At 37.9% G+C, this 12,623-nt stretch carries 16 protein-coding genes; all 16 read left to right on the top strand.

The window, feature by feature from the left end:
* The first annotated feature begins 560 nt into the window (after positions 1-560).
* The 16 genes from QTN47_RS25585 to QTN47_RS25510 all read left to right on the top strand — a co-directional run bounded on the left by QTN47_RS25585 (position 561) and on the right by QTN47_RS25510 (position 12,428).
* Positions 561-1,109 carry a hypothetical protein gene (locus QTN47_RS25585; RefSeq protein WP_369332298.1) on the top strand — a complete coding sequence of 183 codons (549 nt, stop codon included), beginning with the start codon at positions 561-563 and terminating at the stop codon, positions 1,107-1,109.
* A gap of 11 nt (positions 1,110-1,120) precedes the next feature.
* Positions 1,121-1,312, top strand: coding sequence for a hypothetical protein (locus QTN47_RS25580; protein ID WP_369332297.1), 192 nt, complete (start codon positions 1,121-1,123; stop codon positions 1,310-1,312).
* A 113-nt stretch (positions 1,313-1,425) separates the two neighbouring features.
* Positions 1,426-2,025, top strand: coding sequence for a hypothetical protein (locus tag QTN47_RS25575; RefSeq protein WP_369332296.1), 600 nt, complete (start codon positions 1,426-1,428; stop codon positions 2,023-2,025).
* Between the two features lie 428 nt (positions 2,026-2,453).
* The gene (locus QTN47_RS25570; protein ID WP_369332295.1) at positions 2,454-2,723 is read left to right on the top strand and encodes a DUF3764 family protein; all 270 of its coding nucleotides are present in this window, start codon (positions 2,454-2,456) and stop codon (positions 2,721-2,723) included.
* A gap of 390 nt (positions 2,724-3,113) precedes the next feature.
* Complete coding sequence (locus QTN47_RS25565) at positions 3,114-3,731, top strand: hypothetical protein (RefSeq protein WP_369332294.1); 618 nt, start codon at positions 3,114-3,116, stop codon at positions 3,729-3,731.
* A 225-nt stretch (positions 3,732-3,956) separates the two neighbouring features.
* Positions 3,957-4,631, top strand: a complete 675-nt coding sequence (locus QTN47_RS25560; protein WP_369332293.1) for a hypothetical protein — start codon at positions 3,957-3,959, stop codon at positions 4,629-4,631.
* Between the two features lie 238 nt (positions 4,632-4,869).
* A complete protein-coding gene (locus tag QTN47_RS25555; RefSeq protein ID WP_369332292.1) occupies positions 4,870-5,541 on the top strand; it encodes a hypothetical protein in 672 nt (223 codons plus the stop codon).
* A gap of 134 nt (positions 5,542-5,675) precedes the next feature.
* The gene (locus QTN47_RS25550) at positions 5,676-6,359 is read left to right on the top strand and encodes a hypothetical protein (protein WP_369332291.1); all 684 of its coding nucleotides are present in this window, start codon (positions 5,676-5,678) and stop codon (positions 6,357-6,359) included.
* Between the two features lie 267 nt (positions 6,360-6,626).
* Complete coding sequence (locus QTN47_RS25545) at positions 6,627-7,028, top strand: hypothetical protein (protein WP_369332290.1); 402 nt, start codon at positions 6,627-6,629, stop codon at positions 7,026-7,028.
* Between the two features lie 257 nt (positions 7,029-7,285).
* Positions 7,286-8,146: a helix-turn-helix domain-containing protein gene (locus QTN47_RS25540; protein WP_369332289.1), complete on the top strand. Its 861-nt coding sequence runs from the start codon at positions 7,286-7,288 to the stop codon at positions 8,144-8,146.
* A gap of 78 nt (positions 8,147-8,224) precedes the next feature.
* The gene (locus tag QTN47_RS25535) at positions 8,225-8,962 is read left to right on the top strand and encodes an SDR family oxidoreductase (protein ID WP_369332288.1); all 738 of its coding nucleotides are present in this window, start codon (positions 8,225-8,227) and stop codon (positions 8,960-8,962) included.
* Between the two features lie 85 nt (positions 8,963-9,047).
* Complete coding sequence (locus QTN47_RS25530) at positions 9,048-9,506, top strand: hypothetical protein (RefSeq protein ID WP_369332287.1); 459 nt, start codon at positions 9,048-9,050, stop codon at positions 9,504-9,506.
* Between the two features lie 231 nt (positions 9,507-9,737).
* Entirely contained in the window at positions 9,738-10,265 is a 528-nt protein-coding gene (locus QTN47_RS25525; protein WP_369332286.1) for a DUF4844 domain-containing protein, read from the top strand.
* 356 nt (positions 10,266-10,621) lie between these two features.
* Positions 10,622-11,242 carry a hypothetical protein gene (locus QTN47_RS25520; protein ID WP_369332285.1) on the top strand — a complete coding sequence of 207 codons (621 nt, stop codon included), beginning with the start codon at positions 10,622-10,624 and terminating at the stop codon, positions 11,240-11,242.
* 214 nt (positions 11,243-11,456) lie between these two features.
* Entirely contained in the window at positions 11,457-11,870 is a 414-nt protein-coding gene (locus QTN47_RS25515) for a pyridoxamine 5'-phosphate oxidase family protein (protein WP_369332284.1), read from the top strand.
* Positions 11,871-12,032: 162 nt separating this feature from the next.
* Positions 12,033-12,428, top strand: a complete 396-nt coding sequence (locus QTN47_RS25510) for a hypothetical protein (protein WP_369332283.1) — start codon at positions 12,033-12,035, stop codon at positions 12,426-12,428.
* Positions 12,429-12,623: the final 195 nt, after the last annotated feature.

The following is a 12,623-nucleotide window of genomic DNA, read 5'->3' as shown; positions in this document are numbered from 1 at the left end:
GTAGACACGAGTGATCCTGCGGAACACTCGCGCCAGAAAGATGTGTTCGCTCTCCTTTTGGGAGGGTTTCAAATTATAAGACAAGAAATTTACAATTGATATTTTTAACTATGCGCCGATGCAATCGGCTTGAAACTGGTAGACACGAGTGATCCTGCGGAACACTCGCACCAGAAAGATGTGTTCGCTCTCCTTTTGGGAGGTTTCAAATTATAAGACAAGAAATTTACAATTGACATTTTTAACTATGCGCTGATGCAATCGGCTTGAAACTGGTAGACACGAGTGATCCTGCGGAACACTCGCGCCAGAAAGATGTGTTCGCTCTCCTTTTGGGAGGGTTTCAAATTATAAGACAAGAAATTTACAATTGACATTTTTAACTATGCGTTGATACAATCGGTTTGAAACTGGTAGACACGAGTGATCCTGCGGAACACTCGCGCCAGAAAGAACCGATCGGGCCTGACAATTCATTACAGTTATTTGGCAATTCATTAGATCCACTCCTTGCAGTTTTTTAACCCGGAAATAATTTTATGATCTAAAAATTAAAGATCATGAATAAAATTATTCTGGCAACCCTTTTCACCTTGAATAGCATAATAGGTGGTGCATGTAAAAAAGAACAACCAATCGGTCCGGACTCTTATGGCGACGGGCAAAAAACTGAAGTACCTGCGGCATTGCAGGGCAAATGGATGTACGGATATTTTTCAATGACAGAATACTGGTCGCAGAATCCTTCAGAATATATCGGTAACGGCTTTGAGATGGCGATCGCTTTTAATTTCAATGCTAATGGTACCTATGAGCAGTATTTTACTTCCCGTACTGCCTCTGCTGGAATAAGCACATATCACCAGTCGCTGTCCAAAGGAACCGTTGAGATCAATACTGCTGATAAAACAATTACTACCCATGCCGCAACGGCTCATTATAAACAAACAAAAAACGGTAAGACGGTCGAGAACAGGGATCTCAACGAAAATGAGATCACTAAAACAATTGTGTACACCTACGAAACAGGAAATGAACCAAATGGAATTCCCGCCATTTACCTGAAGATGAATGGCACTGGAAATTCCCTGGCTTTTTTGAGAAAATGACCTTCGTCTTTGTGAGTATAATTCTTTTATTGGTGCAAGCAGGTGCTTGCACCAATCCAGGCGTTACGGCAACATGGTTCTGGCAAAATAAAAAACGACACAAAATGGGTGGTTTGTTGCAAGCAGGATGGAATTATCATCGACAGTTGTATGTGCTTCGGGTAGACGGATATGCATCGGCATTTGTACTTATCTTCCGCTAAATATTTTTAATCAACAGCGGGGCAAGCAGACGGAATTCTATTTCCACGCCTGCACAAAGCCCGGAATGTTGTGGGCTTCCTTAAAAGACAAACAAACAAACAAACAAACAACAATGAACTTTGAATTATCAGACAACATCAGGACACTTTTAAAAGACGACAAACTTGACGAGGCAATTCTCCTTGCTGAAACAAAGCTAAAGGCGCAGACACCGACAGACTTCAATAAATTATTAGGCAAAAATCTACTTCATCAAACGGACAAGTTAGTTGATTTCTTCACCGACTTTCATAAAAAAGTGAAGAGTAATTTTGACGTCAGAGCAATTTACGGTGAGATGAATGGTTTCACAATTAACTGCGACTTGTGGTTTCTTGACCTGTTTGCTTATGACAAAGTTGGTGGAGTTGACGATACCGATTGGCTTGCCGATTGGGAGGAGGAAAACTCAACGGATAAGAGTTTTCCATTGACTGGTTTTGAGGACTTACAAGTAACTTATCAGAATTATATGGACAATGAAAAATATAAAGATAAAGAAATGAAAGCCGCAAGTGATGTGGCTGAACTTTTAATTGTATTGCGTTTTCAGGAGTTGGTTAGAGCATCGACACAGGTAGCTGAAAGGAAAGGTCTACCCTGGGCTACAATTCCCGTTTTTGCCTCAGCTCATGACTACTACGACACAATTTATAAAGCAAACAACGCATGACGAAAAAGGCAGCCCATAACACGGGTTTGCGTCACGCGGGTGACGTACAAACATGAAGGGAAAGTGCTTCTATTCAAGTTCAGTGCTTATTGACAGTTTTGTGTTCAGAAACCCGCCCGAACGCAAAACCCTTAACATTAGCTTCTATCCATCCTCTAATTGTTGGAAAATGTAGCATCAATGCACAGCAGCTAACAGGCGGCATTGACGTAATAAAAAGCGTTGCAATAGACTGCGTCAATGCCATCATTGTGGGCAAGTTAATGAAGTGACGCATTATATAGGGAGATGAACAACTATGGGACAACTTTGATCATCCAGAAAAGATTTGTATATTGTATACAAAGGTGGAGACCGGCTACCACTTAAAAAACGGGGCGTAACCCGAAAAGCCATATGAGTAGGGCGAAAATTAAAAAAATAGAGAAATGATTACGGCAATTATCCAACATGAAGTCAAAGACTTCGGGGAATGGAAAAAAATATTTGATGCCGATCAGCCAGCGGTTGAAAAAGCAGGCGCTAAGCTACTTGGTCTTTATACCTCGGTTAAAAACCCAAATGACATAACCATGATTTATGAGGCCCCCAATGCCGAACTTTATGATATTTTAATGAGTGACCCCAAAAGGCAGGAAGATATAAAGAGAGCCGGAGTCATTGGTGCTCCGGTCGCAACTTTCTTAAACAAAGTTTAATACAAAAGTCCAGAAATGCTTTTACCAGGGATGAACAAACTATTAAAGCTCACCTTGCTAATGATAAACGGCATTTTAGTCTGCAAAAATCTTTTAAAAAATCGTGAAAAACCTTCCCATAACATGGGTCCTTAAGCAAGTGTGGCGTGACGGAAGTACAATCGGCAGTTTTGCAGATCCAATCAGCAGTTCAGGCTGGACAAGCAACTCTCAACTTTGAATTTTAACTTCAGCAAACAATTTCAATCATCAGCGGTTGTGGGCAGACGGAAGACCAATTCCACAACTGCGTAAAGCCATGGACGTTGCATGCAATCTTTGCGTACCATCCTATTTTTCATACTGACACTTTCGTGTTTGACATTTTTCGTTAAATGCACATCGTCAAGTGTGACAGATAAAGACATTGAACAAAGGGCAGTTTATCTTGCAAATAACATTGACAGCAGTTCTCTAACCCTTTTGCGAAAATTTTGTTTTGGCAATCGAGGCTCCGTTGAGTTCTGGCAAAGAGTATCATCTGGCAGTTCATTATACTCATTCTATCAGAAACGCGATGATGACACAACCAAATTGACTCTGTGGCAGCCTTACAATTTTATCAAAGATTTTAAAAGTAGTTATCAATTTGATACATCAAGATATAATGAATTTCGCTTTTTAAAAATCAAAGACACTATTGTAAGAATTATAGAAATCAATAATGGAGGACAAGAAGTGATTAAAGATACTTCAATTTCAGTCAAGCAAATTTTCCCAGACCAAAATCCGTTTCAAACACTTTCGAATTTGACCGCAATTCAAAACAGGTTTAAATTTATTGGTTCATTTTACAGAAACGACATTGGCGATTTCATTTCATTTTGGCTTTCACCTAAATTCAAATTGACATATTTGCCAGACACTTTAAAAATGAATAATTTTTCAAAGAAATATTGGCTCGAAGAATTTTCAAAAGGCAAACAAATAAAACAATATTGGAGTTTGATAAATGTTTACAATGAATAAGCCTGCATGCAAAAGGTTTGGCAAAAACTGGTTGACGGAATGTAGCATCAACTTTGTTTCGCTACTGTTTTGTTCTCGGCCCGACGTTATAAATTTGACGATAACAAAAAACTGAACTTTTATTCATAAATCTAGCAGCAGGTCGGGCGCGACGGAATGCTAATATCAGCTCTTCGCCAAGCCTGGACGTTAACATGAACAGTATAATTCTTTAAGCATTTCCCAATGTTGACAGATCAAGAAAAAGAAAAAATAAGACTTGAAGAAACTTATAGAAATGAGGTACAAAAATTGCTTCCTCAAAAAATACCTAAGAAACATCTTCTATGGTTTATACCTGCATTTTTCAATAGCGCTTTTGGACTTTGGCTATTGTCTGCAGTGTTTCTGACAGGAGGCATAAAGCTATATGATGACTATAAAGCAAAAAAAGAAGACATTCAAAAAACAAATGAAGATATCGGTAAATTAAATTTAGAAATAGGCTATAGATTTTCGCAAGTTCTTGTCAAATTATATGACCTGTCTATTGACAGTGTTACCAAGCCCAAACTAAACAAAACTTCAAAAATAGACGAAGTCAGAAGAGTAGCATTAAGCATGGGAAACTCAAAAAATATTGAAAATATATTTCTATATACCGAATATTCCAACTGGAGCTTGTTGGCTCTACTAGCGGAGGAAAAAAGATTAAAAGACCATTTGGGTAAAAGTACCGATTATATTTATCGTGTTATTGGACACATTTCCGGACTAAAAGTTTTTTACGAAGTACGAAAGGTTGATTTCTCGGACATAGACAAAGTAGCAGGAAATATTCAAGAAGAATTATGGTTAGAGGACTGGAAGCTTGGAGGGTTTTATTTTTCAGAAGGCAGCATGAATAGTCCCTTTCCATAACGTAAGGCTACCTGCAACATTGCATTGGCAATATGGAGGGAGACGAATAAATTCTCAGCTTTTTATTTGCTATCCAGCTTCAGTTTCGCCTGAAGAATAACGCCAAGTAGCAGAATAAAAAATGAGCTTTTGTATCTTTAATCAGCAGCGGCACCGGATGGACGGAACACAGAATACCACTACACCGCCAATGCTTCAACGTTGCAAGCAATTTTGAAGCGACATACCAAAATACATCATGGGCTTAGACATGCGACCTATGGGGAAACCCAAACCGGGATTCGAAAGACGTTTTGTTGACATTTTTGAACTGGTAACTAAAGACAAAATTCCTCAATCTTCATTTCTTGACAAGTTAAAAGGTAAAAAGTATCCGACAAGGGACGAACTTTTGCAAGAGTGGTTCGCAAATCAAATCCAGACTTATGAGACCATCAAGGCACCTAGAGTTGGACGAGACAAAGAAGCATACGAATGGATTAAAAACAAATACAACGAACTTGAACAAAAGCCGCCGTTAGCTCAATTCTTGAAAGAGCATGACGGCTATTATGTCATTGAACTTGCAAAAGAACAAGACGGTGTTCCTGTTTATATAGCAATGGGGCAAGACGAAAATGTATTCAGAGGACAGTTTCTTCAAGACTGTATTGACATAATTGGGGAAGATTTAGTTAATGAGGCATGGGAGACAAAACTTGCTAACGAAACGTTGGATTATGGGAACAGACTTATGGCTGTAGCTGACAAAATAGCCAAAGAAAGAAATTTGGAGTATTTGAAAACACAACGACTGCCGCCTGACAGCGATGAAGGCACAATCGAAAGCAAGTTGCATATCGTATATTCTTTGGCTAAGTGGTTAATATTTTACGGAAAAAATGGACATGGTTATGAAGCTGACTTCTAAAAAACTGCCTGTAACATTGCATCGACATATATGCGGGCAACAAACATATTTTCAGGTTCTTGTCTGCTAATCAGCTTCAATTTCAGCAGACGAATAACGCCACGTCGCCATGCTTTAACATTACTTGCAATGCTATGACGGACCTCGAAACATGCAACCTTTCAAACGTTGATCCAGAAGATATTTCTGATGTTTTGAAAAAGGTTGAGAAATCTTTTGAAATTAAGTTTGGCGAAACAGAACTTAAAGACGTAAAAACATTTGGTGAACTTTGCGACATAATAGCAAATAAGGTTCAGGGCGAAAACTCCAATGATTGTACAACGCAACAAGCATTTTACAAGTTACGCGAGGCAATTGCTTATACTTTACTCATTGACAAGAATAGCATTACTCCAGACACGGATTTACAAATGCTTTTTCCTCGACAATACCGTAGAAGAAAAGTAAAAGAAGTTAAAAACAGGCTTGACGCTCAGTTCGACATACTTGAAATTAAAGAATGGTTGAAGTGGACATACTTTGTCGGTGTAATAATTTCGTTGCTTATATTCTTTTTTAAATGGCAGTATGCTTTATCTGGTTTAGCTTTTTTCAGCTTTTCAGGTTGGACAGCGAGCAAATTTTTTGCAACTGAAATAGCAACCCAAACTGTTGGACAGTTAGCGGAAAAAATTTCAAAAGAAAATTATTTAAAAGCGAGAAGAAACAGGGCTACAATAAATAGAATTGAAATTGCCAAAAAGGTCAAAGAGCTTTTTAAAACGGACTTATGTCTAGAGGATAAGGTATTGACAAGGGAAGCAACTTTCGTGTGACAAAGAAGCACTGCAAGTAACAAGTGCATTGGCGTATATGGCGGCGGACCGAAAGGCCTTCGTCTGCATCTTTTAGCTGTGGTTCGGGCGGACGGAACATTGGTCGACAGTAGTACTTATCATCAACTTTATTAACTTTACTCATCTTCGGTCCCGGGCTGACGAATCACGGAATATCAGCACAGCAGAAAGCCCGGGCCGTTGGCTGCCACTTGGTTAAAAATCGAACTGCGGGTTAACTATTCAAGTTATAAATACAAAAATTCTATGCAAATTAAAATGTTCGTGTTTATTGGTGTTCCTAATTCGAAACCTGCGCCGACAACAGACGAACTCCAAGACCAACTGCAATTCCAATTTTCAACTACTGACAAATCTCTTCAGTTCACGAAAAAAGACAAACTGCTGACGTCCAGGTATAATGGCGTCAACTATTACGTTTCAATTTTGGAATCAAAAAAAGAACTGAAAGATTGGCTGCAAATGGCTAACGACTTTGAACTATCCTCCGACACAACGAATTTGACGGAAAAAGCAATTTCAGACAGATACAATAAACTAAGAATAACAAAACCGAATTTATATTCAGCAAACGAGTACTCAATTGCAGAGACAATCTTTAATGCAATGAAACAATTTGGACAGTTAGAAATTATATCATTTCAATGAACTCGAGACTCGCCTGGGGCAGCCAACAGGCACTTTTGCGTCAGCAGGGGCAACGAACATATCCTCACCTTCGTGCTACTATCAGCCGCATATTTGGCTGACCGAAAACTACTGGACAACAAAATATATTTTCAACATTTGTATCTTGCACAGGTAGCGGTTCCGGTCCGAATGTTTTTCAAATGCCTAGCCGAACGCAAAGATGTGGCCATTAGCGCTAATTGTAAAACAACACCTTCCAAACTTTGAACAGACCAATGCAAAAAACAAACGAAAAATCAAAGGGCTTACTGAACGACAAGTTGAAGATTAAGGTTAACTCAAATGACAATCCTTATCCTTCTACTGACATTCAACAAAAACAGCTTCAACCCCGCCGGTTGACTTCCTATTTCATTGTATTCATTGACAGCGGCTCTATCACTTACAAATTGGACTTACAAGATATTACCATTACTGATGGAGACTTGCTTTTTGCGATGCCTAATCAGATTTTTGTACCGCCCGCAAAAACAGACAATCTAAAATATTTTAAGGTTTTGTTTGATGAAAATACGTTGGCTTTTCTACCGCAACGCTTTTCGTTTTTGGTTAATCCTTTAAACTCGCAAACTATTACCTTAGACAGTGCTGCAAGGGAACGAGTGAGAAAAGTTTTTGAAATTTTGAATCAAATACTTTATACAGATAAACAGTCGACCGACTCAGAAATAATATTAGCCTACCTGAATTTATTGTTATCAGAATTGAACAGTGCGTATTTTAAAAATGAACCGGTTAATATTTTAAACACCAATTTATCAAAGTTTGTTGAGTTCAAATTAATGGTGGAAACGCATCTTACAGAACAACCATCTATCAATGCAATTGCCGGGAAACTGGCTTTAACCACCAACAGTTTATACCGGATCGTAAAAGAATATTCCGGCACATCACCAAAGGATTTTTTCACTAACCGACTGATGATAGAAGCCCAGCGGAAACTACGTTATTCAAATCTTTCCGTAAAAGAATTAGCGTATGAATTAGGGTTTAATGACCCTGACTATTTTTCAAGACTTTTCAAAAAAAGTACTGGAAAAAGTGTAAGTGACTTTTTACACAGTCAGGATTTGTAGGGCAAATAAAACGATTTGTCCATTTCTTCTGTTTTTTGGCGCTCTACTTTTGCCTCATTCATTTAAAATATTAAAAAAATGAAAACAGCATTAGTAACAGGAGCAAATAAGAGCATTGGCTTTGAAGTAACAAAACAACTTGCACAAAAAGGAATTTATGTTTATCTCGGCAGTCGTAATTTGGAAAATGGTATAGAAGCCGTTAACAAACTAAAAACTGAAGGAATAAATAATGTAGAAGCCGTTCAACTTGACGTAACAAATGATCAATCGGTACAGGAGGCCCGTGAAGTAATAGGTAAGAAAACAAAATCATTGGATATTCTTATCAACAATGCAGGAATTTACGGTGGCTATCCACAATCCGCATTTGACGCAACAGTAGAACAGTTCAAAGCAGCATACGACGCAAATGTTTACGGAGCGGTAAGAGTTACACAAGCATTTATTGATTTGTTGAAAAGATCTTCTGAACCTCGTATCGTAAATGTAAGTTCAAGTCAGGGCTCAATTACTTTGCACAGCGACCCATCTTACAAGTATTACGACTACAAAGGCGCCGTTTATCTTTCTTCAAAAGCAGCCTTGAATATGTATACCGTTGTATTGGCTTACGAATTAAAGGATACTAACTTTAAAGTAAATGCGGTTTGTCCCGGATATACCAGGACAGATTTTAACGGACATCGTGGCCCCGGAACGGTAGAAGTCGCAGGAAAACGAATTGTAAAATATGCTTTGATTGATAAAGATGGTTCAACAGGCAAATTCTTTAGTGAAGAAAATAACCCTGAAACAGGAGAGATTCCCTGGTAATAACAAAACAAATACAGCTAACAAGGTAGCAATTATAATGTGACATTTCTTGTTGACAGAGAAAGCGACAACTACAAAATTGGCTATGGACAAGACAGACGAATATATAATAGACAGATTAACGTGGAAAGCGAAAAGATATAATTTGCCGACAAGCTCTTCATTCTTTTACAATGACCTTTCACCAGACGTTCAACAATATTTAAAGATTTACACTGACGAAGCAACTTGCGGACAACCTGTTTTGTTTTTTACAAAATCAACCAATGAATGGACGCTTGTTTGTAGCCGACAAATTATTTGCAACGATAATAAACAGGTTTTTAGAATCAACATTCAAGACATTGATAAATTCAAGCCAACAGTGTTTAACAATGCTTCTACAGGTCAGGTGATTGACATAAAAGAAAACAGAAAATCAGAATGGCATCAAGTAACTGTTGTTGACAAACAAAACAATAGTTACATACTTCACGCTGACAAAGGCAACGATTTATTTGCTCTTTGGAACATTTTGCTTATGGCAGCGAGACTTTACGACTGACAAAAAACAACTGCTACAAACAAGAGGTTTTGCAAGCGTGGCAGGACTGAATAATCACCGGCAGTTGTATGTATTGCAGCTTTAGTTCGGGCTGACGAACATCTATCGGCATTTGTTCTTATCTTCAACTAAATATTTTTAATCAACAGTGGGCCAGGCAGACGGAATTCTATTTCCTCGCTGCAAAAAGCCCTGATCGTTGCCTGCTACCCTATTTGAAACAGTTTAATTATGCAAACTGCACAAACCCAAGTTGACAAACTTCATTTATTCAAACAGCGAGACAAATTTTCGCAATCAGCATGGAATGCCAGAGGGCTTCATCCTTCAAGTAAAGAATTATGTAAGCAGTTGACAACGCTTTTTAATTCGTGTGCAGAAGACCTGATAAGAGCAATAAATGACAATTATTCAGGGAAACAAATAAAGGCAGTTTTAAAAATTGGACTCGGTAGCTTTAATAAGTTTGACTATGACACAGAAGAAAAAGAATTTATTTGTGACCTTTTTCATGAGCTAGCGACAATCGTAAATGTTGATTTCAATAACAACCTAAGTAAGTGGCTGTATGGTTCTACATTGACGACTTTATTAAAAATTCAAAAGATTTTAAGCCCAGAAAAAATAGTAGAGACGCTCAAACAACCTTGCACAAAATGTGGTACGCATTTAGAAACTCATATTCTTAAAAAGGAAAAGGGATACCTGAAACAAGCTGGTTTGTTGCAAAGTGTAATAATTGTGGCGAAATCAATTTAGTGTCAAGCGGACCGAACGTCAAAAAATTAAAAATTGGGAACTATCAATGGGTTGACACATTGCATATGGACGATTATACCTATGAGCAGGCCTTGGCAAGGATTGAACAGATAAATTTTTTTAGGGAATAACTTTTTCTGACAGAAAGGACACCGGGCAACAGCGGGTTTAGTACTATTCTGGCTGACGAATAAACGCTCATCTTTTGTTCATTATCAGCAATGGTTTCGGTGGATAGAATGCTATTGTGCTTTTGTTCTTATCTTCATCATTATTAATTTAATTGGGCTTCACTTCCTGGGCTAGAAGTAATAAATACCAGCACAGCAGCAGCCCTTGAACATTAGGTGCAGGCAATGAATCAAACTCAACCACTCCGACTAACAGTAAAGTCTTCTATCCTTGCCAGGGTTAGGCTTTTAACTATTGACAAGGACTATATAGAATTTGGCGACAACAACTTGTCAAATAAAGCACCGACAAAATTTTTGAAGTCAGACATTAAATCTTTCCGCTGTGGAATCAAATGGATTAGAGGATATCAATTTTACATTGGGCGAATCTATTTTATTGATATAAAAGAAAAGAGTGGCCGAATTATAAAACTTAAATTAAAATCAATTTATGGTATTCGGAAAAAGTTGTTAGCTGACAAATATGAAAAAATAATAACGACATTATACGATAATTTTTTTGATGATATAGCGCGACATTATCTGAAAGAATTTGACAACAATAACGATTTTGAACTCTGTGGGCTCCTATTTAGTCAAAAGGGCATTGCGTTTGACAAAAATTCAGAACATATAGCCTGGGAAAATATTCAGACCAATTCCTATCGGACATACTATACTATTTCGCCAAAGGATGCTCCCAATGCCTATAAAGCTTTCGAATACCTTCATGACTGGGACGCACGGACTCTTTATAGCGTTTCAAGACAGATACTAAAAAATAAGGGATTGCATGCTGAATAAACTAGTCTACGCGGATGGAAATTTAATTACTGGACAAAGCCCATTTAGCTCTAAGGAAATGGCTAAAGTTGTAATGCAACAACTGAATAAATAGAAAAGCCTGCACACGCAACAAGAACGGGTAGGGATAATAAAATTCAGGCAGACAATCCTTCTCTGATTTTTAGAAAAAAAATATTACCGGCAAATTATCATCTAACACAACTGACAACGATTGACAAAAGATTTTTTATATCGATTTATCTCAAAACATAAGCTGACAGTTTTGGCAACTGTTTCGGGCGACAACATTCCACAAACTGCATTAGTTGGTTTTGCAATTACACCTGATTTAGAAATAATTTTTGACACCGTAACAACTTCAAGAAAGTATAAGAACCTATTAAGAAATCCTGCAATTTCTTTTGTTATCGGCTGGGACAGTGAGCAGACCGTTCAATACGAAGGAACAGCAAAAATTCCGACAGATACAGAACTTGAAAAACTGTCACCTTACTATTTCAAAGCTTTTCCTGACGGAATAAACCGAAAAGAAAATTGGAAAGACCTTGTTTACTTTTACGTTAAACCAAAATGGATACGATACTCCGACTTTGATACAAACACAATAGAAGAAATTGAACTATAACCCAACAACACCGCTTTCAACAAACAGCCTGAAGGAAGTCGGGTGACAGATAACGCCACAGCAGCTTCATCTTATTGGCTGACGTTTTTCAAATTCCCGACCTAACGCCAGGCCGAAACCGTGACCTGCAATAGCAATTTAACACTACCTTCAATTCAAAAAATGACAAGACAAAAAGTTTTTCTTTCACTTCCTTTAGCAATTGCGGCAGGACTTTTAATTTATTGCTGGACAATTATCTTTTCAACAGACACTTTAGCAACCTGGCGACACTATGTTGGACTTGGACTATTTCTAATATTAATCTTCTTCTATTTTAAAAGCTTTAAATTAACCGTTATCGGAACAGGGATTTACTTTTTGCTGGCAACAATTAATGCGCTGTCGATGACAGCAGAAATAAGTGTAAGTTGGCTAAGAATTGGACCAATTGAGACACCTCCAGTTCAACTGTTATCTCTTGGATTGTTTATTCTGTTTGCTATTTTAAATTTTGGCACATTAACTGAAATTTATCTTGACTATAAAGAATCAAAACAGGCTAAAGCAAAACTATAATTGTGACTAAATTTCAAAATTTCGTTCTCAGCGAGGCCTCCAAAATAACGTTATCGCCAGGGACTTCCTCGCAAAGTCTCCTTCAAAGCCCTGTGCAGGCGGCCGGGACTTTGCGTTTTGGAGATGAATTCAATAGCCGCCATTACTCCCTCTCCCATCTCGCAAAGTCCTTTCATTCTGAGCCAGGTCTCCAAA

The organism is Danxiaibacter flavus (genome assembly GCF_041060425.1).
Classification (GTDB): domain Bacteria; phylum Bacteroidota; class Bacteroidia; order Chitinophagales; family Chitinophagaceae; genus Danxiaibacter; species Danxiaibacter flavus.
Note: the sequence above shows the minus strand (reverse complement) of the source record. Positions and strands in the feature narration are given on the sequence as shown.

Bases quoted from the DNA above. Each gene is read 5' to 3' on its own strand.
- QTN47_RS25585 (WP_369332298.1), top strand. From the start codon at position 561: ATGAATAAAATTATTCTGGCAACCCTTTTCACCTTGAATAGCATAATA.
- QTN47_RS25575 (WP_369332296.1), top strand. From the start codon at position 1,426: ATGAACTTTGAATTATCAGACAACATCAGGACACTTTTAAAAGACGAC.
- QTN47_RS25570 (WP_369332295.1), top strand. From the start codon at position 2,454: ATGATTACGGCAATTATCCAACATGAAGTCAAAGACTTCGGGGAATGG.
- QTN47_RS25560 (WP_369332293.1), top strand. From the start codon at position 3,957: ATGTTGACAGATCAAGAAAAAGAAAAAATAAGACTTGAAGAAACTTAT.
- QTN47_RS25555 (WP_369332292.1), top strand. From the start codon at position 4,870: ATGGGCTTAGACATGCGACCTATGGGGAAACCCAAACCGGGATTCGAA.
- QTN47_RS25550 (WP_369332291.1), top strand. From the start codon at position 5,676: ATGACGGACCTCGAAACATGCAACCTTTCAAACGTTGATCCAGAAGAT.
- QTN47_RS25545 (WP_369332290.1), top strand. From the start codon at position 6,627: ATGCAAATTAAAATGTTCGTGTTTATTGGTGTTCCTAATTCGAAACCT.
- QTN47_RS25540 (WP_369332289.1), top strand. From the start codon at position 7,286: ATGCAAAAAACAAACGAAAAATCAAAGGGCTTACTGAACGACAAGTTG.
- QTN47_RS25535 (WP_369332288.1), top strand. From the start codon at position 8,225: ATGAAAACAGCATTAGTAACAGGAGCAAATAAGAGCATTGGCTTTGAA.
- QTN47_RS25530 (WP_369332287.1), top strand. From the start codon at position 9,048: ATGGACAAGACAGACGAATATATAATAGACAGATTAACGTGGAAAGCG.
- QTN47_RS25525 (WP_369332286.1), top strand. From the start codon at position 9,738: ATGCAAACTGCACAAACCCAAGTTGACAAACTTCATTTATTCAAACAG.
- QTN47_RS25520 (WP_369332285.1), top strand. From the start codon at position 10,622: ATGAATCAAACTCAACCACTCCGACTAACAGTAAAGTCTTCTATCCTT.
- QTN47_RS25510 (WP_369332283.1), top strand. From the start codon at position 12,033: ATGACAAGACAAAAAGTTTTTCTTTCACTTCCTTTAGCAATTGCGGCA.